Source organism: Longispora urticae, assembly GCF_053902585.1.
The window spans coordinates 116783-138311 of the sequence record NZ_JAQZSH010000012.1; the positions used below are offsets into that span (position 1 = coordinate 116783).

Annotated in this window: 10 protein-coding genes; 3 read left to right on the plus strand and 7 right to left on the minus strand. The window is 70.7% G+C overall.

The features are described 5' to 3' along the window. Nucleotides 1–4: 4 nt before the first annotated feature. Complete coding sequence (locus PT931_RS06895; protein ID WP_456244826.1) at nucleotides 5–733, minus strand: SMODS-associated NUDIX domain-containing protein; 729 nt, start codon at nucleotides 731–733, stop codon at nucleotides 5–7. A gap of 469 nt (nucleotides 734–1202) precedes the next feature. Between PT931_RS06895 and PT931_RS06900 the strand changes: the two genes are divergently transcribed. From PT931_RS06900 to PT931_RS06910, 3 genes are all read left to right on the plus strand, one after another. Next, on the plus strand, nucleotides 1203–2078 hold the full coding sequence (locus tag PT931_RS06900; RefSeq protein ID WP_456244827.1) for a hypothetical protein: 876 nt from the start codon (nucleotides 1203–1205) through the stop codon (nucleotides 2076–2078). Between the two features lie 132 nt (nucleotides 2079–2210). After that, nucleotides 2211–2741: a SigE family RNA polymerase sigma factor gene (locus tag PT931_RS06905; RefSeq protein ID WP_456244828.1), complete on the plus strand. Its 531-nt coding sequence runs from the start codon at nucleotides 2211–2213 to the stop codon at nucleotides 2739–2741. After that, nucleotides 2738–4141, plus strand: a complete 1404-nt coding sequence (locus tag PT931_RS06910) for a WD40 repeat domain-containing protein (RefSeq protein WP_456244829.1) — start codon at nucleotides 2738–2740, stop codon at nucleotides 4139–4141. The genes PT931_RS06905 and PT931_RS06910 overlap by 4 nt, the downstream gene beginning before the upstream one ends. Nucleotides 4142–4308: 167 nt before the next feature. On the opposite strand, the gene PT931_RS06915 is transcribed toward PT931_RS06910, so the two are convergent. The 6 genes from PT931_RS06915 to PT931_RS06940 all read right to left on the minus strand — a co-directional run bounded on the left by PT931_RS06915 (nucleotide 4309) and on the right by PT931_RS06940 (nucleotide 21529). Then, nucleotides 4309–4779, minus strand: a complete 471-nt coding sequence (locus PT931_RS06915) for a YbaK/EbsC family protein (RefSeq protein ID WP_456244830.1) — start codon at nucleotides 4777–4779, stop codon at nucleotides 4309–4311. Nucleotides 4780–5002: 223 nt separating this feature from the next. Further along, complete coding sequence (locus tag PT931_RS06920) at nucleotides 5003–5449, minus strand: hypothetical protein (RefSeq protein ID WP_456244831.1); 447 nt, start codon at nucleotides 5447–5449, stop codon at nucleotides 5003–5005. Nucleotides 5450–5617: 168 nt separating this feature from the next. Then, entirely contained in the window at nucleotides 5618–12316 is a 6699-nt protein-coding gene (locus PT931_RS06925; protein WP_456244832.1) for a polymorphic toxin-type HINT domain-containing protein, read from the minus strand. Nucleotides 12317–12372: 56 nt separating this feature from the next. Next, a complete protein-coding gene (locus tag PT931_RS06930; RefSeq protein ID WP_456244833.1) occupies nucleotides 12373–16731 on the minus strand; it encodes a LamG-like jellyroll fold domain-containing protein in 4359 nt (1452 codons plus the stop codon). Between the two features lie 387 nt (nucleotides 16732–17118). Beyond that, the gene (locus PT931_RS06935) at nucleotides 17119–20664 is read right to left on the minus strand and encodes a ThuA domain-containing protein (RefSeq protein ID WP_456244834.1); all 3546 of its coding nucleotides are present in this window, start codon (nucleotides 20662–20664) and stop codon (nucleotides 17119–17121) included. A 31-nt stretch (nucleotides 20665–20695) separates the two neighbouring features. Continuing rightward, a complete protein-coding gene (locus PT931_RS06940; RefSeq protein ID WP_456244835.1) occupies nucleotides 20696–21529 on the minus strand; it encodes a sugar phosphate isomerase/epimerase family protein in 834 nt (277 codons plus the stop codon).

Here is a 21529-nt window from a genome sequence, read left to right on the forward strand (position 1 = left end):
ACGGTCAGCGCAACGCCGGCTGGTCACCATGGGTCCGTCTGTCTCCGATCAGGAAGGCGGTCTGCGGCGACACGATGAAGTGCCCGTGCCGGCCACTGCGGATGTCGGCGGCGCTGACCGCGATGACCTGGGTCTCGGCCTGCGCACGACCGAGTTCGACCAGGCTGTCGATCACTTTGAGGGCCTCGGTGTTGTCCTTCCTGATCTCATGCACCTCGAAGTACCGCATCACCTTGTACTGCTCACCGCTGGCCGGTCGCGGCGACTCGAAAACAGGCCGCACCAGGTCGAACTCAAGCCGGTCGACCAGCGGGACCAGTTCGGGGTGACCGACCTCGGCCAGCTCCTCCCGCAGCTCCCGCCGCAGGCACTCCGCCGCCGTCTCCCGGCCCTTCCCGGAGTCGAACCACCGCATGAACCCCAGGGACCGACCCGCCTTGAGGTAGCCCCGCAGGTCGTGCGCCATCTCCGCCTGCCGGCCCTCCACACGCTGGTCGAGGAAACCGAGCCGATCGAGGTCGGACTGCGCCGGCGAGCTGTACTTGAACACTCCGCCGGGCGGCCCGTACGTCTGCGGCCGGAACGGTGCGTGGAACAGGACGTAGCAGTCGTCGGTCTTGATCCGCAGCAACGCCGCCACGGACACCCGAACCGTGCCGAACGGCCAGATCGTCGTCCGCAGCAGACCCCAGAAGCCTCGATGCCGCCACACGAGCGAGGCCACCGCCAGCATTGCGGCGACAATCAGCCCCGAGAGGATCCCACTCCACATTCGCCGTCGTCCTTCCCTGGCTCTACCGAACGCGCGTACCTGTCATGCGGACCGCCGCCAGCACCGATCTGTGCGCAGCGACGCGGGGCCCAGGGTCGCCGGCCCGCCGCACGGCACGGGTGCGCGCACGGAGGCCCGGGTTCCCGGTGGTGTGCCGCGAGGAATACGGAAACGCTAGCCCGCCGGCGCCTGACGGCCGGTCGTCGTTGTCGCGTACCCGACTCCCAGTCGGTACTCGCGGTCATGTCGATCACTTCCTTCGGGCCATCTCCGACACCGGACGGCTACCACCCCACAGCCGGGCTCATACCGCGAGTCACCAATCGGCCAGTGTCCAGTTCGGAGCAGTGGCCGCCGCTACGCTCCATGGGTTCCGTTCCGGCCCAGCGGGCCAGCGTGTCAGCCCGCGCCACCGTCAGGAGCCCCCGCGATGTCTCCGGCAATCCCGGCCCGACTCTTCCGGACCGCCCTCGCCGCGGTCGCCCTCGCCCTCGTGTTCACCGCCGCGCCCGCGAGCGCGGCACCGGCCACCTCCACCGGTGACGACGGCGTGGCGAAAGCGTCCGTCACCCTCGACAACACCACGCCGGGCCCCGGCGAGGTGGTGTCGTTCACGTTCCAGAGCACGTTCGACCAGCCCGTCTCCTACGCCGCCGACGCGGTGATCGCGTCGACGGAGCTCTCGCCGTACCTGACGCTGGAGAGCTGCCCGGGCGCCACCAGTTGTTCGTTCGACGCGTTCGCCATGTACGCGGTCGTCGGGGGCGGCGGCACCGCCACGATCCGGGTCCGCGTCGCGCCCGGCACCCCGCTCGGCACGACCTTCACCTTCACCCCGGCGGTGCAGTACTACACGTCCGCCGGCCACGAACTCCTACTCACGCCGACGATCACGCTCACGGTCCGGGCGGCCGCCGCGGACGTCGGTGTCCGGCTCACCGCGTCGTCCGCGGGTCTGCTGACCAACCGGATCGACTACACCGCGACGGTCGGCAACGCCGGACCGCAGCCACTGGCCGAGGGCAAGCTGGTCACGACGCTGTCCACCGTGGCCACCTCGGTGAGCTCCCCGGACGGGTGCACTCTCGACGCCGGCCGGCGCTCAGTGTCCTGCCCGTTGGGGGCGCTGCCGGTGTCCGGTTCGGCGAATCGGCGGTTCAGCGTGACGTACCCGGCGCTGACCGTGGGTCTGACGTTGAACGCGACGGCGGTCCGGGCGTTCAGCAGCCCCGCCGACCCGAATCCGGCCAACGACTCCGCCGTGGCCCGGTGCGTCGTGGTGACGCCGCTGCTCATCCTCTGCTGAGGCAGCCCCTCCGCGCGACCCCGCCCCGCAGGCCCACCTGGCCCGCGGGGCGGTTCGTGTCGGCGCCGCGTCGGAAAGGTTGTAGGTTGACCCACCCGGGCCCGGGGTCCCGGGCGTGTAGGGAGGCAGGAGGTGGGTGTGAGTCCGGAGGAGTCGTTCAGCGAGTACGTGTCCGGCCGGCTGGCCGCCTGGTCCCGGGTGGCGTTCCTGCTCACCGGGGACCACCACCACGCCGAGGACCTCGTGCAGGTCACGCTGGTGCGGGTCGCCCGGCACTGGGAGCGGCTGGTCGCGCGCGGCGAACCCGACGCGTACGTGCGCCGGGTGCTCTACAGCCAGCACGTGTCGCTGTGGCGCCGCCGGTGGCGCGACGTCGACCTGCGCGCCGAACCTCCCGAGCGGCCCCTGGCCGACACCGCCCCGGACATCGAGGCGGCCCTGATGGTCCGCGCGGCGCTCGGCCGGCTGGCCCGGCGGCAGCGCGCCGTCCTGGTGCTGCGGTACTTCGAGGACCTGACCGAGGTGGCCGCCGCCGAGGCGCTGGGCTGCTCGGTGTCGACGGTGAAGAGCACCACCCGCGACGCGCTGGCCCGGCTGCGGACCATGGCCCCCGAGCTGGCCGAACTGGTGGGGACGATCAACGGCGGGAGGCACGACGGATGAGTACCCGACTGCGGGAGCTGCTGCGCACCGCCGGCGACGCGATGCCCCCCGCCCGGTTGCCCGGGGACCTGTGGAAGAGGGGTCGGCGGCGGCGGACCCGGCAGCGGGTGGCCGTGGCCCTCGCGATCCTGCTCGTGGCGGCGGCGGTCGTGCCGTGGGGGGTGCGGACACCGAGGGCGCCGCTGGGGGCCGCGGGTGCGGCGGTACCCGGAAAGGTCTTTGTGCCCTGGATGTGGCAGGCGACCGTGCGGCAGGCCCCCGCCGGGCCCGCGTCGGTGCTGTTCAGCGGCGACGGCAGCCTGGGACTCAGCGGCGACAAGCTGATCGACGACGAGGGCAAACTCGTGGTCGTGGGCCGGGACGGCTCCTACCGGACACTGCTCTACGGCGCGCCCGCCACGGCCGGGGAGAGCGCCCAGGTGTCCCCCGACGGCCGGTACGTCGCCCAGGGCTACCTGGACAACGACCCCGGCCTGAACATCATCGACCTCGCCACCGGCACGGTACGCCGGCTCGCCGGTCCCGACGGCGCGGACTGCTGCGTGGAGTCCGTCGGCTGGTCCCGCGACGGCCGCTGGCTGCTCGGCCTCGCCCACCACCGGATGGCCGACCACTTGGACGCCAAGGGCAACGGGATCTCGCGGGCGACCCTGGTGCTGTTCGAGGTGGCGACGGGGGCGACGACCCCCCTGGTGGAGTACCCGGACCTCGCGCGAGTGCGGCGCGCCTCGGTGGCGGCGTTCTCCCCGGACGCGCAGCGGATCGCCGTCACGGTCGGCACGGAACTCCGGATGCTGGACCGCTCCGGGAACACGCTGTGGACCAGGGACCTGGGGGCGCGCCGGCACCTGGTCGGCCTCGGCGCGTTCACCCCGGACGGGGCCCGGATCGGCACGGCGACCCTGGACGGGTGCCTGCTGCCGTGCGGGGCCGCCGAGCTCGGGGCGCGCCGGTGGACGTTCGGGTACCTGGACGGCGCGACCGGTGCGGACACCGTCGGGCCTTCGCTGCCCGCGGTCACCGGGGTGGCGGTGCGCGGCCTGGGGTGGCGGCACGGGGCCGACCTGGTGGCCGTCGTGCTGCGGGCCGGGGAGGACGTGGCGACGTATCCCGACAGTCCGCCCGACTCCGACTACTACACGGCCGGGCACGCGCGGCTGGTGGCCCTGTCGGGCGGCGGGGCCGAGACGCTCCTCGATCCACCGTCGGGAGTGAAGGCCATCGATGTGCCGCTCGACCTGGTCGAGGCGGGGCGGTTCGGGGGGCCTTCGGTGCCGCCGGAGCCGTTCCCGGTGCGGGGTCGGTTCGTGGTGCTCGCAGCGGGGCTGGTCACGGGGCTGGTGTTCGTGGTCGGGGTGGTGGTGGCGTTCGGGATTCCCCGGCGTCGGGTGCGGCGGTGAAGGGTGGGCGGCGCGGGCGGTGACTTGTCGCCGTGTCCCGGTGACGGTCGCCGGCTCCAGTGGTGACGGGTCGCTGTCTCCGGCGGGCGGAGGGCTGGGCGGCGGCGGTGGGCCGGGGGCGGCGACCCGGCGTCCCCTGTCCGCCTGTGGCGAGGCGGACGTCCGGCTCAGAGGACGGAGACCACCGTGTGCTCGGCCAGGATCGCGGTGAGCGGGGCGGGAATCCTGAAGACCGCATTGGGGGTACCGGCCGCGGCCCACACCTCCGGGAACTCCAGCAGATCCTTGTCCACGAGGATCGTCAGCGGCTCCTTGTGGCCGAGCGGCGGGACGCCACCGATCGAGTAGCCGGTCACGCGCTTGACGTACTCCGCGTCGGCCTTGCCGATCTCTGTGTCCAGCAGGGCGGCGATGGCCTGCTCGTTGACGCGGTTCGGGCCGCTGGCCAGGACCATGACCGGCTCGTCGGTCGGCGTGCGGAAGACCAGGGACTTGACGATCTGGGCCTTCTCGCAGCCCAGGGCGCGGGCGGCGTCGTCGGCGGTGCGGGTGGAGTCCGGCAGTTCGAGGACTGTCAGATCCAGGCCGCGGTCCCGGAGGAGATCCTGGAACTGTCGGGCCCGCTTACTGATGGTCATGCGAAGGTGCTCCCCGTTGTGAGGCGGATGGTCCGGCGGGTGTCTCGTCTGCCGGCGGGGACCAGCGCGGGTGGCCGGCGGCCGGACCTTCATGAAATCACGGATCTGGACCGGGACACAGGACCCGACCCACGTGCCCGGTCGACCACACGGTGTCAGGCTGCGACAATGCCGGACCTCCGGGCCAGCTGCCAACGGACTCGATCGGACAGCTATAGCCGTATTACTTCACCCCAGAGGAGAAAGTGACTACGGGGCCATCCTCCGTTTCAACCAAACGGACATCGAATGCCCGTCCAGGAAATTGGGCGCCCAAGGCGGCTGTCCATGACTTCGCAACGCACGCAGCAATGAACTCCAGCGCCCGCCAGTCCTCTTCCACGTCATCTGACGCGACAAGCTGCCAAACTCGCAGTTGGTTGAGTGTCGTCTCAATTTTCCGAATGTCACCATCCAGAGTTTCACGCCAAAGGGCGAAATTTGAATCCTCGTACGCGCGGTCCCATAACACGCAACCCTCGACCTCCAAGAATCTAGGCCAGAGAATTCTCGAGAACGCCGACAGCATGGCCAGGTCGGCATTTTGCTTTATGTAGTCCACGTAATCAACTTCACCTCCCCATTCCTCCTTCCACGCCTGAATCTTGGGGTATTCCTGGGGAATATCCACCGAAAACTCCTTCTACTACCCAACAGGGTTTGGCAATTTTCGCTCTGCTGAACGGCCCTTAGGTGCCCACCGTTTTACGGGCAGGCACCTAAGGATAAACCCGTACTATACCGCCATCAGAGTGTTACAGACCCGATCGAAGGTTCCGATCACGCCGGGCCCTCGCTCCTACCGACAGCCGCAGAGCTCCTCATCTGGACGCAGGGGTCGCGGCAGTTTTGCCCAGTTACGGAAGACCTCTCCTGTCCTTGGATTGGTGTGCTTGAGCATATCGAGGATATGCGGGGCGGGAATGCCAGCATGCGCGGCGGAGTTTGGGTCCAGATCAGCGCGCTGAGCTATCTGGCCCTCCGCGTCGTACCGCGCATATGCGGTAACAGTCCCATCCTGCTGCTGGCGGAACAGTGTTTGACCAGGGTCGGCAGTCTGCGGAAAGCGCCCACTCACCTGCTGCGCACCATCGAGGCTGACCCCGGTACCACAATTGTGTACCAGCACCGGAGTGCTACCTGCCACGATGTAGTACGTGTGGATGTCGGCGACTGTGAGGTCGCGCATCACCGCCGCGCCGAGGCGGTTGTCCACCGCGACGACCCGCATCGTCCCGCCGGTCAGGCCGAGCAACTGGTCGCCGGGGCGCAGACTCCCCGCGTCGACCCACTTCCCGTCACCCACCACCCAGAACGGATGGTGCTGCGTCGTCTTCACCGTGGACGTCACTCCGTCGGCGTCGACAACCGTGAGGTCGGTCAGGTCGATGTCGTCGTTGCGGTGCAACGCGGTCACCGTCTTGGTGGTCGTCTCCCCCGTCTCCGGGTCCGTGGACACGACCTCCTCTCCGATCTCCACGTCCTCGATCCGCTTGGTGGAGCCGTCGGCCATCACCACCAGCGTGTCCGGGGCGAAGCTGTGTTGGCAGCTGTCCGCGCCGGGGTCCGACTTCTTCGGCGGCGGTTCCTGCGCCTTCCTCTGCGCCGCGGCCGCCTCGGCGGCCCTCCGCTCGTCGGCAGCGGCCCTCGACGCCGCCCGCTGGGCCTGCTGCTCCTCCTTGCCGACCTTGACGACGTCCTCCGCCGCCTTGTTGCCGACGTAGTCCGGGATCTTGCGGAGGGCGTTGTCGACCTTCCGCACGATCCACCGGGCGAGCTTCGAGCCCTTGAACGCGTACTTGGCCGGCGGAATACCACTCAGGGCGGCCCACGCGGCGGCCTCGGCCGCCTTGCCGTACTCGCCCTTGGCGAGGTATTCGAGCCCCTCGGCGGCGTCGCAGAATCCGCCCAGGTAGGGGGTGTTCGAGCAGGCTTCCTGGAGTGCCGCCTGGCCCTCCTCGAACTCCTCCTTGTAGGTCTTCTGGGTGTCGTCGGGCCAGCAGAGCCCCTGGCCCTGCATGTCGCAGCTGTCACTGATCGCCTGGGCGTGCAGTCCGCTGGGGTCCGACTTCACCATCGGGGAGTTGTCGCCGTAGGCGTACCCGTTGATCTGTTGCGGGTTGGTGGCCTCGAAGACCGGGTCCACGGAGACGAACCGGCCCAGGTTCGGGTCGTACTCCCGGGCCCCGAGGTGGGTCAGGCCGCCGGCGTCCTGGTCGCCGCCGAGGAAGCCGCGCTTGTTGACCCAGGTGACGGCGGCGCCGCGGGACGAGCCGTACGGGGTCTGTCGGCGGGTCGTGACCGTCTGGGCGGCGTTCGCCGACACGGACACCTGGCTGGTGCCCTGGTAGTCGCTGAACAGCCAGGTCAGGCCGGCGCTCGTCCGGGAGGCGACGAGGGCGCCCGCGTGCTGGTAGTACCGGGTCGTGCTGACGGAATTGCTCGACTTGGTGTAGCGCAGTTCGGTCCCGTCCAGGTACAGCGTGGCGTCGCCGTTGGCCTCGTGCTTGATCAGCCGGCCGCCCTCGGCGTCGTAGACGTAGCTGTCGGCCAGGCCGTCGACCTTGTTGACGTGGCCCTCGATGTCCCAGCCGAGGGTCTGGTCGGCCCCCGTGTTGGGGCGCTTGGTGGTGTTGCCGAGGACGTCGTACTCGTAGTTGGCCACCCGGGTGCCGTTGTCGTCCGTGGTGGACGCCGTGCGCAGGGTGTGCGGCTGGCTGGCACCGTCGGCCGGGTAGCCGTAGGTGGTGGTCGCCACGCCGGCGGCCGTCTTGTGGTCGATCTGGCTCTGCCGGTTGCCGTTGGGCAGGTACGCCCAGCTCTGCCAGTACGACGCCGGGTGGGTGGCCAGGGCGGCCAGGGTCGGGTCGGGCGCGCAGTCTCCGTTTTGCGGGGTCCACGCCTTCGTGAGCCGCTGCAGGTCGTCGTAACGGAAGCACTGGGTGTCGGCCTGGCCGCCGGACGGCACGTCGGCGATGCGCTGCACCTTGCCTGCGTTGTCGTAGGTGTACTGCCGGTTGGTCACCTCGCGTGCCACGACGTCGCGGAGCACGAGTGTGCCGGTCAGCCGGCGGGTGCCCTCCTCGTAGGTCTGCTGCTGCTGCACCCGGGGGGCGCTCGACAGCGAACTGGTCTTCTGCACCCGCACGGCCTGCTCGCCGAACGACGTGTAGGTGGTGTCCATGACGTAGCCGCTCTGGCTGGATGACAGCTTGAGGGGCTGGCCGTGGACGTCGTAGGTGTGGTTGAGGATCTCCCCCGCCATGTCGGGGGTGCCGGGCAGTTCCGTGGAGGCGGGGCTGCCGTTGGCGTTGTAGGTGAACTTGGTGGTGTACGTGCCGGTCAGGCCCGGCTCGGTCGGGATCACCACGCTGGTGCGCGTCGGCCGGTAGCCGTCGTCGACCGTGTCGATCTGCTTGACGTAGGCCTTGCCGTTGAGCCAGCGGGTCGCGGAGCTCCGCGCGCCCTTGACGATGCTGCCGTTGGCGAACTTCGCCTGGTCGTAGCCGTACTCGGTGCGGATCGGCCGGTTGGGCAGGGACTCGTCGCGGACGACCGTCGGGCGGCCCTGGGTGTCGTACTCGTAGGACAGCACCCGTTGCAGGGCGTCCTTCCGGGTGAGCAGCTGCCCGGCCTCGTTGTAGGTGGAGCTGGTCGTGCCGGTGTCCGGGTCGGTGCTGGAGGTCAGCCGACCGCGGGCGTCGTAGGTGTACAGCCACTTGTTCTGGCCGGTCGGGTCGGTGACCGTCGCGAGCTGCCCGCTGCGGTGGTAGGTGTACTTGAGGGTCTCCGCGCCCGTCGCCCGGAGGTAGCGGAGCTCGGTGACCCGGCCCTCCACGTCCGTCAGGGAGGAGGTGGGGACGCCGCCGTTCGGCGGGGTGACGTCGGTGCGGTCACCGGCGTCGTAGGTGGTGGTCTGCCACTTGGTCTGGCCGAGGGCCTTGTAGACCGAGGCAGTGGAGCGGCCCGCGCCGTCGTAGACGGTCACGTGCTGGCTGGGTACCGCGTTGTCCGACGCCGCGTAGAGCTGCTCGCCGGGCGACCCCGACATCACGTACGCGGCGTTGCTGCGGCTCGGTCGGCCGACGGAGTCGTAGTACTGGTCGGTGACCAGGCGGCCCGCGGTACCCCCCGTGGTGATCTTCTGGGTCTGGCGTTCGCGGAACAGCGCGTCGTAGAGGGTGTAGGTGGTGTTCTGGCCGCCGTTCGGGGTGAGCGACCTGCTGATCACCACACTCGGCTTGTCGTTGTTGACCTTGTACTCGTAGGCGGCGTCCGGCGTGGACCCGGTGCTGCGGCCCGCCAGCCAGACCCCGGTCAGCTGACCGAACTGGTCGTACGCCTGCTGGGTCTTGCGGCCGTTGGCGTCGGTGCTGGACTTCGTCGCGCCCCAGGCCGGGTTGATCTCCTCCGAGGTGGTGGTGTTCGCCGCGTGGTCGGTCCGGGTGACCTGCGTGACCGGGCCGTTCGCGGCATGGGTGTAGGCGATCGTGGTCCGGACGCCGAGCGCGTCGACCGTCTCCTTGACCCGGCCGCGCTCGTCGTACTGGCTGGTGGCGAGGGTCGCGCGGCTCGTGGTGCCGCCGGACCAGGACTTCAGCCCCTTGATCAGGGTCGGGTTGCCGACGGTCGGGGCGCTGCCCGGCGCCTGGCCGTCGTAGCCGAACTCGGTGTCGCCGAGGATGTCCTCCTCCACGGTCGGCGCGGTACCGCACGGCAGCGCGTGGGCGACCGTCCGGGACACCACGCCGCGCAGCCCGAGCGCCGGGTTGTCGACGTAGGAGTTGGTGTTGCAGTTCTTCGCGCCGGTCGCGGTGACCACGCCGGCCGCGTCGACCTGGGAGGCCTGCTGCTCGGTCTTGCTGACCAGCCCGTAGCCGACGTCGTGCCAGGTGGTGCTGTCGACCTTGCGCCAGCCCCGGTTGTTGTCCAGGACGGTGCGCAGGTGGCTGCCCTGCGAGCCGACGAACTGCGCGGTGACCGTGGTCCCGTTCAGCGTCCGGGTCGCGGTGGGCGCCGACTTCCACGGGTCGGTCACCACGGCGGTGACGACGGAGCCGTCGGTCGTGTTGTAGGCGAGCTGTTCGCGGACCATGCCGGCGTACGGCGCCTCGTCGTCGATGCCGTCGACCTGCACGTTGCGGGTACCCGACGGCAGCTTGTCGCCGTGCATGCCCCGGAAGTACCGGGAACCGGACAGGGTCTGCTCGGCGCCGGTGCCGGCCCGGGTCTTGACCTCGCCGTAGCCGCGCCACTGGGACCAGGTCTTCTTGTCCGGGTCGATCAGGCCGTCGTCGTCGGTGTAGTGCCACGCCGGGGCGCCGACGTACTCGTACTCGGTGGTCAGCTGACCGCCGGCCGCGGTGGTGTCGTCGGTGGTCACCCGGTCGACGACGTACTTGTGGAAGTAGTCGGTGATGTCGTCGGTGTGGCCCTGGGGCCGCCACTTCACCGGGTAGCAGCGCAGGTTGTTCGTCTCCGGCGCGCCGGGCATCCGGCTGCCGAGCGTGCAGTCCTCGGGCTTGAACCAGACGACGGTCTCCGCGCCGCTCTCAGACTTGATCTTGTACATCCGGTACCACTTGATCGGCGGCAGCCGGTCGTCGTCGCCCCGGTCGACCCGGTTGTCGAGGGCCTGGCCGGTGAGGACGACCTCCGGCAGGTCCTTCGCCGTGCCGACCTCACCGGTGTGGGTGATCCCGGAGAGCCAGAGCGCGCCGGTCATCTTCGGGTCCGCGTCGGGATCCGGGTAGGTGTGCCGCAGCGTCCACGAGTCGACCTTCTGGTAGGCGGTGCCCGTCCAGTACTGGGTGCGGACCTTGGCCAGCCGCTGGGTGGTCCAGAACGTCGGGCTGTACCGGCCGGCGCAGTTCGTACCCGCGCAGTGCTGGTCCTTCGGGGTGTCGACCCAGCTGGCGTTGTCGCCGCAGTTCGTGTCGCACCGGTCGGCGATGTCGAAGTGCACCTGCGCCGCGGCGGTGCCGTACTCGCCGCCGAGCCGGGTGCCGTAGTCGATCCGGCGCAGGGAGCCGCCCCGGACGTACTGGGTGGCGGCGGTGGCCGTCATGTTGCGGGCGTAGTAGTTGGTCTCCTTCTCGTACCAGTAGGTCATGGTGTTGCCGTAGATGTCGACGACGTGGTCGAGGTTCCACTTCCACGCCTGCTGGCACCAGCCCGCGCCGGTGTGGCAGGGCTCGTCGGAGTGGTTGCCGTAGACCGGGACGGTCCACGTGGAGTTCGTGTCGTTCTTGTCGGAGGTCCAGCCGGGCAGCCGGTTGCGGCCGAAGAAGTACTGGGTGCCGTCGGTCGTGGTGGCCTTCCAGTACTCGGTGTCGTTGTCGCCGTTGTTGTTGGCCTCGCCCGTGACCCGCTCGACCTTCGTGCCGTCGTCGGACTTCATGTGCCAGCCGGTCTGCGCGTCGTAGATCAGCTCGCCGGCACGACCGCCCAGCGACATGACGGCGTTGTCGGTCGCCCAGCACAGGTCGCCGGTCTTCGTCTGGTTCGCGGCGGGCAGGCTCCCCTTGGGGTCCATGTCGTCCGCGCAGCCCTTGTACCGGCGCTCGATCGAGCCCGGCGCGTAGTCGAACCCGGCCCCCACCCAGGAGGGCTGGTTGTTGGTGGCGGCGTTCTTGCCGTCCACGGCCTGTGCCGAGTAGCCGAGGCTCACCGACGGCTGCGGTCCGGCACCCGTCGGCGGGGTGCGCATCGCGTACGACCAGGTGAAGTCGCCCGAGGAGCCCCCGGCGTTCCAGGTCGCCGACGGCGACAGCTTGCTCGCCGCGTAGCTGCCCGCCCCGCCCGACGCGCCCGCGGTGAGCGAGAGCAGTCGGGGCGCGGACGTGGCGGCGAGGTCCGTGGTGACCTTGGACCCGTTGTTCGCCGACGGCAGCGGCGTGCCCCCGCACTCGGCGTTGTCCGGGGTGGACAGCGCGCAGTCGGGGACCTCCTTCAGGGTCAGCCGGCTCGACCAGTCGCCGCCGTAGAGGTCCCGGAAGGCCGAGTAGTCGATCCCGACCCGGGCCGCGCTGGACTGGCCGGTCACCTTCAGCAGCAGCTCACCGGGGCGCCGGTTCTTCCCGTCGACGAGCTCCACCGTGACCTTGCCCTCGGGCGCGCGCAGCGCCGTCCGGCCGACCAGCGGTTCGACGGTGACCGGCAGGCCCTGGGCCCGGACCGGCACCGGTGCGGCCATCGCCGCGCCCGCGCCCTGCCGGACCGCGTCGGAGAGGTCGACGGTGGCCTTGCCCTTGCCGGGTACCGCGACCGCCGGGTGGGCGAGGCGGCGCCGCTCCCGCTCGGCGGCCTCCCCCATCGGGTCGGGCTTCGCCTTGACCGGTGGCACGGCCCTGCCGGGCACCACCCGTTCCTGCTGCGGCTTGAGGTGGACGAGGGGGGCGGCGAGCGCCGGGGCGGCGCCCGCCAGGGACGCCAGCAGCGCCCCGGTCAGGCCGGCCACGATCAGCGGGCCGGATCTGGACAGCGTTCTACTTCGCACAGAACCTCCAGGGGGGTGGGAGGGCGGGGCGCCGTGGGGCACCCCGCCCGAGGGGGTCAGAGCAGGGTGAGCTTGGTCCAGGCGTAGCTGGGATCGAGTTCGCGTCGGTTGTGCCAGGTCGGCGTGAACGCGTCGCCTGTCGAGTCGATGCCCATCAGGCAGGCGTAGGCACCGAAGTTGTACATCGGCGTCAGGTCCGCCCGACCGTCCAGGTTGTAGTCCCCGGTGACCAGCTTCACCTTGGTGGCGTCGAAGGTGCCGGCGGGACTCATGAACCATCGGGACAGGCTCGACAGGCCGTTGGCGCCGTTGCCGAGGAAGGCGTAGAACCCCGTCGTCAGGCCCGGATAGTCGTACATCGCGGCCACGTCGTCGATCCCGTCGCCGTTGAGGTCACCGACGGTGTACTGCGCGCGGGCCGAGTCCCAGGTGCCCGTGTTGGAGACCCACCAGACCTCCTGGATCAGGCCGATGCCGGTGGACCGGTACACGAACATCCGGGTGAGCCCGTTGCCGTAGTCGTAGAACGTGGCCAGGTCCGCCGCGCCGTCGCCGTTGAAGTCGCCGGACACCCACTTGGAGAAGGCCATGTTGAACGAGTTCGGCGGCTGGGTGTGCCACGCGGCGGCGACCGCGAAGCTGACCCCGTCGGGCTGGGCCAGCGCCGTCCAGATCCGGAAGGACAGGTCGTCGCCCCGGTACACGACGTAGAGGTCGTCCCTGCCGTCGGCGTTGGCGTCCCCGGCGAACAACTGCGCGTGGTCCATCGCGGCCAGGCCGATCAGCGCCGCGCCCTCCGCGCCCTGCACGACGCTGCCGTCCGGCTGGCCGGTGAGCACCGTCGCCTTCAGGTTCCCGCCGGTCTCCCGGAGCAGGGCGACGTCGCGGTGTCCGTCGCCGTTGAAATCACCGGAGGCGGCGCGGGTCGTCGCGGCCACGTAGGTCGACGTCCACAGCTCGACGGGGGCGCCGTGCTGCGTGTTCGACGTGCGCGCCATCCGGACAACGGCCGAGGCGCCCGCCCTCTCGTGGTACGCGAGGACGTCCGCCCGCTCGCCGACGCTCGCCTGGCGCGAGGTCTTCGTCCGGGCCTCGCTGGACAGCGACTGGATACTGACCGCCCCGTCGGCGATCGTCGGGAGCACCCCGGCGAACACCCACACCTCGTCGACCGCGCCGGGGAAGTAGCCCGGGTTCGCCGCGTTGTACTGGCCCCGCCCCACGTACAGCGGGTTCGTGGCGTTCCAGGTCGCGGTGAAGTCGGTCACCTGGGCCTGGAGCACACCGTCCACGTACAGCCGGAGCTTGCGGTCACCCGCGTCGTACTGGCCCACCAGGTGCGTCCAGGTCCTCAGCCGCGGCGACTGGTCCGACAGCGCGTAGGTCACCGCCGTGTTGTCCGCGTCGTTGACGGCCGCCCCGATCGCCCAGCGGTCCACCCCGGCCCGGTACTGGAGCCAGAACGCGCTCGCCCGGTTGCCGAACTGGGAGACCGCGGTCAGGTCGTTGGGGTCCTTGCGGTCCAGCTTGACCCAGGCCGCGACCGAGTAGGACTGGTCGGTCCGCAGGGCCGGCCCGGTGGTCTTCGCGTGGCCGCCGGCCCCGTTGAGGACCAGCGCGTCGTCGACCAGGCTCGCGCCGGGCGCGGTGGTCAGGTGGCGGCTCTTGCCCGAGAGGTCCTCGGTGTTCGTGCCCAGCGACCACTGGCCCTGGCTCTCGGCGTTGCGTGCCATGTAGTCGATCTCGTCGGGCGCGAGCTGCCGCTGCCAGGCGCGCACCTCCGCGATGTCCCCCGCGAAGAAGCCGCTGTAGTTCCCCATGAACTGGTATCGGCCCAGGGCGAGCGGCCCGGTCGCCTTGTTCAGCGCGGCGGGGAGGGTGACCGTCCCCACCTGCTCGCCGTTCACGTGCAGGGTCAGCGCCTTGGTCGCGGCGTCGTAGCTCGCCGCCACGTGCGACCACACCCCGACGAGTGCGGCGCCGCCCCGGACCTCCGCGTTCCCGGCCGAGGACTCGTCCGATCGGGTCCACACCCGCCACTTGCCGTCGGCGCTCGTGGAGATCGCGAAGTAGTTGGAGCTCGCCGAGTCGGTGCTGAGCACCGTACGCGGCACGGAATCGGAACTGGTGAGCACGGTCGGCCGGGCCCAGACGGAGACACTGAAGCTCTGCGAGGTGTCGACGACGGTCGTGCCGGTCTTCGCCGTGCCGAGGGTGGACCCGTTGAAGCGGAGGGCCGCGGGGCCGCCCACCGAGCGGCTGTCCGGGCCGAGGGCCGGGGCCCAGGTGGTGCTGCCGGACAGCGCCAGGTGGTGCGGATTGTTCGGCACGGTGTCGGCGCCGACGCTTCCGGAGCCCTCGGCGAGCGGCCAGTTGCCGACCTCCAGAGCCCCGGGCAGCACGTCGAACTCGAACTTCCTGATGTCGCTCAGGTTGCCCGCCGCGTCAACGCTGCGGACCGCCAGCGTCTGCATGTTCGGGGCCATCGGGGTCAGGTTGAGCTCGGCCTTGTGGTTGGCGGCGGGCACGAATGTGACCGGACTCCCCCAGCCCCACTGGAAGCCGACGACGTCGGTGGCCCCCGCGTCGTTGAGGGTGAACTTCCCGGTCTGGCCCACGCCGCCGGTGCTCAGGTCGTGGTTCTCCAGGAAGACGCCGTCGGACGCGATCGTCGGCAGTCCCGGCCGGACCGTGTCGACGGTGAACGTGCACCAGCCCGACCAGCCGCTGTCGTCCTGGGCGTCGTTGGCTCCGACCCGCCAGGTGTAGGTGCCGCCCTCGGTCAGCTGTCCGGTGGTGACGGTCCCGGTCCAGCCGTCGGCCAGGTTGTGGGCGCTCGCCCCGCCGACCTTGGCACCGCCCTGCCACCACTCGAAGTCCAGCCGGACGCTGGCGCCCGGGTCGCCGTCCGACGCGATGGCGGTCAGCTTCGGCGTGCGGGTGCCCACGAACGCGGGGGTGGCGCAGTCCTTGCCCTCGGTGCGCGGGGTGTGCGGCACGCCGGGCCTGGTGTTGTACGTGACGCTCAGGTAGGCGTTGGCCGGGTTGAACCGGAGCCAGTTGCCGGCGGTCCACTCGGTGGCCGTGCGCATGCCCAGCGCGAGGTAGCCGAGGGAGGCGTCCTTGGCCTGCTGGTCGACCGACCACTCCAGTCCCTGGCCGGTCCGCGCGTCGCGCTGGCCGAGGCTGCCGGACCAGGAGCCCGCGTGATTGTTCCAGTTGGTGGCGCCGTTGATCGTGCCCGTCTTGTGCAGGGTCACGGCGGTCGGGTTGTTCCAGACGTAGTCCACGGAGTTGACCGCGAACTTCGCGTTCTTGATCATCTTCCAGCCGCCGTAGCCGGACAGGTCGTACTGGAACACCGAGCGGTACTTCGCGGGGTAGGAACCGGTGGCGTAGCCGACCTTCGCCAGGTTGTCGCCGTCACCGCCCCAGTACTCCGTGTCCTGCCAGCTGGCGTTGTACCCGCCCAGCAGGCACCAGCCCGCGCCGGCCGCGCCGACCGTCGGGTCGATGAGGACCGGGTAGACGGTGTCGGGGCCGGACAGCAGCGCCTGGTCAGGGACCAGGGTCAGCGAGTCGGCGCCGAGCTCCATCGGCATGGTCGCGTGCCGGCTCTCCTTCTCGCCGCCGCCGGGCTCCGCGGTCGCGGCCTGCTGGCCCCGGCCGTGCTCCCGGAGCGGCGGGGCGGGCGAGTCCCACATGATCGGGGCCGAGGCCGCGAACACCCCGGCGCCCCGGTCGTCGACGGCGCGCAGCGAGCCGGCCTCGCCGAGCTCCAGGCGCAGACCGCTGGTCCGGGTGCCGAAGCGGATCGTGCGCAGGGCCGGGTTCCGCGCCGCCTCGCGGTTCTTGACCACCAGGACCTCGGAGAAGCCCTCGACCTCGGCCCGGACCTTGAGGTCCACGCCCGGCAGCACCTCTGCATAGGTCGCGGTCTTGCCCTCGAGCGTCGGGGCCGGCAGGGTGCCCGGCCAGGTCAGCGCCAGTTCCCTGCCGTCGCGTTCGAGGACGACCAGCGGGCCGGTGCCGCCGCCGGAGAGCCGCAGCGCGGCCGCCGAGGCCTTCGTGGTCACCGAGCCGTCGGCGACACGGACCAGGGTCGGGTCGGCCGGTACCCAGCCGCCGTTCCGCCGGACCCGGACGGGCTGGCTGGCGATGTCCGCCGTGAACGTGCCGTCGGGGTTGGCGAAGACCTCCGTGGTCGCGGTGCGCTCGTCGGCGACCCCGACCCGGGTCTGGAACCTGCGGGCGGCCGTGGACGCGGCCGACGGGTCCGCCAGTTCGGTGGGCGGCACCGAGGGGGCGGACGGGGCGGCGCCGGCGGGGGCGGCGCCCAGGACGGGCAGTGTGGACACCAGTAGCGCGGCCAGCGCTAACCGGACGATCGACGCCCGAGGGGATGAGGGCTGCAACTCGTGCTCCTTGTGCAAGGGGATGGCACAGGGGCGGGCCGAGCACAGCGGGAGCGGACAGCAGCCGGCTCCGACCAGGTCACGCTGCCCCCGTGGCACTTGCCGCATGACCCGTCGGTGCCGGTTCCGATCACGACGTGCCTGTAAGTTAGCGGAGCCACCGGCCCCTGACCACCCCCTCTGACCTGCACGGCAAGCGGTTGGCAAGCGCAATCAGGCGTCGAGCTGTCAAAGTGGACCCGCCGCCCGGAACCGGTCACACCGCCCACCCCGAAGAGCACGGAAGCGACCCGGGCGGGGGGGTACGACAGTGGTGCGTCCGCGCGTCCCGCCCGGGTCGGCGAAGGCCGGGCGCCCGAGTGGTTCGGACGCCCGGCCGGACCGGCGTCAGCCGACCTGGGTGAGCCTCCACTGCTGATGGGTACCCGTCCCGCAGGTCACCTGCTGGAGCTGGGTGTCATCGGTCTGCACCGCCCCGGGCACGGTCAGACACCTGCCGCTGTGCACGGACACGATCCGGAAGACGCCCGTCCCGGCCGGCTCGAACCGCCACTTCTGGTTGGCGCCGGTGTGGCACGTCCACTGCAGGACGAGCGCGGCCTCCGCCTGGGAGGCGCCGGCGACGTCCATGCACTTGCCGCTGTGCACGGCGGTCAGCGTGAACGTGCCGTTGCCGGCGTCGGTCGCCCGCCACTGCTGGTTGGTGCCGCCGGTGGCCGGCCACTGGATGACGGCCGCGTCGTTGGCGGTGGACACGCCCCGCACGTCGACGAGCTTGTTGCTGTGCGCGGCGGCCAGCGTGTAGGCGCGTCCGGTCTGCGGGCCACCGCCGCCGGTGCCGGGGACGCCGACGCCGGTACCCGTGAAGGTGATCGCGTCGAGGTCGAACGGGCCGACGATCGGGGACTTGAACACGGCGTAGAGGGTGTAGGAGCCTCCGGGGTCGGTGACGGGGACGGGGGGCAGGGTCACGTAGGTGTCCCACCCTCCGGTGCCCGGGATCTGCTGGGACGCGATCAGGGTGCCGGTCGGCGAGCCGGCGCGCAGTTCGATCGAGCCTCCGCTGTTCGCCGGCGAGGAGACCCGGAACGACACCGAGGTCATGTTCCTCATGCTGACCGGGTCGAAGGCGATCCAGTCGTTGTTGTCGATGTCGCCGATCCGCCGGCCGTTCTCGGCGCCCGCCTGGCTGACGACGCGGATGCCGGACGAGCTGGTGAAGTACTCGGCCTGCTTGCTCCGGGGCTGCAGCACGTTCTCCTGGGTGCCCTCCAGCCCCTGGTTGTCGACGTAGCTGGCCGTCAGTACCCGGAAGATGTTCGCGGTGGCCTCGTGCCCGTCGTCCCCGGTCGGGATGGTGCCCGAGCAGCCGTAGGTGGTGCTCTCGTCGTGGCTGTGGGAGTCGTGGCCGATGGAGCTGATCACCTTGACCCGGGAGCAGTCGACCGTGCCGTCCTCGGTGTCGGTGACGGTCAGCTGGTACGGGATCGAGTCGCCCTTGGTCAGGAAGCCGCCGTTGGCCGGGGCCGCGAAGACCAGCTTCGGGCGGGTGTTGCCGACGTAGACCGGGACGGTGACCGTGCCGGTCTTGCCGCCGGGGTCCCGCACGGTCAGGCGCGCGTTGTAGGTGGCTTTCGTCGGGTACGTGTAGGACGGGTTGGCGGCGGTGGAGTCGGTGCTGCCGTTGCCGTCGAAGTCCCACGCGTAGGTGAGGGCGTCGCCGTCCGGGTCGGACGAGCCGGCCGAGGAGAACGCGACGGTCAGCGGGGACGGCCCGCTGTCGGGGGTGGCCTTGGCCTTGGCGAGCGGCGCGCGGTTGCCCGCGACGTAGTCGATCCGGTAGACGCCGTCGTCGAGGTTCTCGTGGCCGTAGCCGTTGCCCCATTCGAGCAGGTACATCGCGCCGTCGGGGCCGAAGTCCATGTCGATCGGCGCGTGCATGCCCAGCTGCGCGGCGAAGTTGTTGATCTTCAGCAGGTCGCCGTTGCCGTCGAGCCGCATCTCGCGGATGTAGTTGCGGCTCCACTCGAAGAAGAACGGGGTCTTGTCGAAGTACTGCGGGAACTTGCGCTCGGACGTGCTGGCCGGGTCGTACCGGTAGATCGGGCCGGCCATCGGGCCCGCGCCGCCGCTCGTGCCCATCTCGGGGAACGGCGAGCCGGCGTGGTAGTCGTACCAGACGGTGGCGGGTTTGACGGCGGGCAGGTTCGTCAGCCCGGTGTTGTTCGGCGAGGTGTTGACGGGGGCCGCGCAGTCGAACTTGGCCCCGGACTGGCCGGTGGCGAAGTCGTAGTCGTTGAACGGGGTGTTGTTGCCGACGCAGTACGGCCAGCCGTAGTTGCCCGTCGACTTGATCAGGTTCCACTCGACGGTGCCCTCGGGACCCCGGTTGGGGTCGGCGGCGCCCGCGTCGGGCCCGTAGTCGGCGGCCGAGATCCAGCCGGTCACCGGGTCGACGCCGAACCGGAACGGGTTGCGGAAGCCCATCACGTAGATCTCGGGCCGGGTCTTCGCCGTCCCGGGCGCGAACATGTTCCCGGCCGGGATCGTGTAGGTGCCGTTGTCCTCCGGGTGGATCCGCAGGATCTTGCCGCGCAGGTCGTTGGTGTTGGCGGCGGTGCCCTGCGCGTCGTAGTCCTCGCGCCCGGGCCGCTCGTCGATCGGGGTATACCCGTTGGACGCGCCCGGGATGACGTCGTCGCCGACCCCGATGTACAGGTTGCCGCCCGGCCCGAACTCCATGTTCCCGCCGGTGTGGCCGGGCTCCGGGTCCCCGGGCGCCCGCCCCGCCGGAACCTCCAGGACGACCTTCTCGCTGGCCAGGTCCAGGGTCGCGCCGGTGAGCGTGAAGCGGGAGACCCGGTTCTTGTTCGCGGCCGTCGCGGGCGACCAGTACACGTACATCCGGTTGTTGGTGGTGAAGTTCGGGTCGAGCGCCACGCCGACGACGCCGTCCTCACCGCCGGTGTAGGCGTTGAGCGTGGCCAGCGTGGACACCGCGCCGTTGGTGGCGATCGCCTTGACCGCGCCGGAGCGTTCGACGTAGAACACCCGGCCGTCGGCGGCCACGTCCAGGGCCATCGGCTCGTCGGGGGCGCCGTCGAGGGTGACCTTCTGGTAGCGGTTGGCGACCGTGCCGCCGCAGCTGCCCGGGGCCGCGCCCGCCGCCCACTTCACGCCGCCGAGGACGTGCTGCTGGAACAGCGGTTCGGAGTACGAGGACGCGTTGTGACCCATCGCCGTGGCCCACACCTTCGCGGGCTGGCCCTCCCGGCACCACGAGATCGGGTGGTCGTGGCCCATCTTCGACGGCCCGGGGTTGTACGTGGTCTCGTCGGCGGTCACCAGCACGTGCACGTCCCCGCGCTGGTCCTTGTCGAAGTTGTACCACTCCTCGCTCCGCACCCACCGGTCCGGCAGCCCCTGCGTGGACGGGTGCACCTTGTCGGCGACCTTGGCCGTGCCCTGCAGGATGGCCGAGTGCGCGGTCATGTGCGCGCCGCCCATCACGAGCTGGTCCCACCAGGGGAACGCGGCGTCGATGTTCATGTCGGTGGTGTTGTGGATCGCGACGATGCCCTTGCCGCTGGCCGCGTACGCCTGGATGCCCTGCCGTTGGGCGTCGGTGTCCCAGACCATGCCCGAGTTCTGGAACATGATGACGACGTCGTAGGTGTTCAGGGTCGCCGAGGTGAAGACCGCCGAGTCCTCGGACAGGTCCAGCTGGAAGTTGTTCGCGGTCGCCTGCTGCTGGAGCATCGTGATGCCGGCGGGGATGGAGTCGTGCCGGTAGGCGCCGGCCGCCGTCTTGGTGAACAGCAGCGCCTTGAAGGCCGGGGCCGCCGCCTGGACGGGCAGCACCTGGGTGAGCAGCAGAGCCAGACACGTCGTGGTGAGGACCGCCAGGGCGCGGACCGTTCTGGATGTTCGCATGGGGAAGCTCCTGAGGGGGGAGGTGCCGTCGCTAACGGGTGAGGGTGCGGAGAAAGGCGAGCCCGTCGGTGGCCAGGGCGTCCTGGCTGGGGGCGAGCGGTCGCCAGATGGAGGCGGCGGTCGCGATGGTCGCGTTGCCGGCGGTGAAGGACTCGATGACGAGCGGGCCGGCGTAGCCCGTCTCCCCGACGGCGGCGGCGAAGTCGGGCCAGTCGAAGTGGTCGTCGCCCGGCGTGCCCCGGTCGGTGCCGCACACCTGGAGGTGCGCGATCCGGGAGCCGGCCAGCCGGACGGCGTCGGAGGGCTTCTTCTCCTCGATGTTGAGGTGGTAGGTGTCCAGGGCCAGGCCGCAGTTCTCGGGGAGCGCGTCGAGGGCCTGCTCGACGGTGTTGAGCACGCTGGTCTCGTACCGGTTGAGCGGTTCGACGCCGATCCGTACGCCGCGGTCGGCCGCGTAGTCGACGACCGGCTCCAGGTTCTCCTTGAGCTCCGCGTACACGGCCTTGCGCTCGTCGGAGTCCATCCGCCAGGTCCGGCCGACGGACGCGTACGCCGGACCGCTGACCGCCGGCGCGCCGAGGGTCACGGCCACGTCCACGCAGTGCCGCAGGTAGTCCTGGGTCTCGGTGACGGAGTCGGCGGCCACCAGTTCGCGGCCGGGCGGCATGACCAGCACGACCGAGGCGGCCAGGCCCAGGGACGCCAGCAGCTCGGCGGCGCTGTCGGGGTCCCAGTCGCCGGGCCGCTCCACCGGGAGTTCGATCACGTCGAACCCCCAGTGGGCGATCCGCGGGGCCAGCACCGCCAGGTCCGCGTCCGTCAGCGGGGACGTCCACACCCAGGTGTTGACTCCGAGCGGGTACAT

Coding starts and splice junctions, on each gene's coding strand:
- PT931_RS06895 (WP_456244826.1), bottom strand. CDS start 733: ATGCTGGCGGTGGCCTCGCTCGTGTGGCGGCATCGAGGCTTCTGGGGT.
- PT931_RS06900 (WP_456244827.1), top strand. CDS start 1,203: ATGTCTCCGGCAATCCCGGCCCGACTCTTCCGGACCGCCCTCGCCGCG.
- PT931_RS06910 (WP_456244829.1), top strand. CDS start 2,738: ATGAGTACCCGACTGCGGGAGCTGCTGCGCACCGCCGGCGACGCGATG.
- PT931_RS06915 (WP_456244830.1), bottom strand. CDS start 4,779: ATGACCATCAGTAAGCGGGCCCGACAGTTCCAGGATCTCCTCCGGGAC.
- PT931_RS06935 (WP_456244834.1), bottom strand. CDS start 20,664: ATGCGAACATCCAGAACGGTCCGCGCCCTGGCGGTCCTCACCACGACG.
- PT931_RS06940 (WP_456244835.1), bottom strand. CDS start 21,529: ATGTACCCGCTCGGAGTCAACACCTGGGTGTGGACGTCCCCGCTGACG.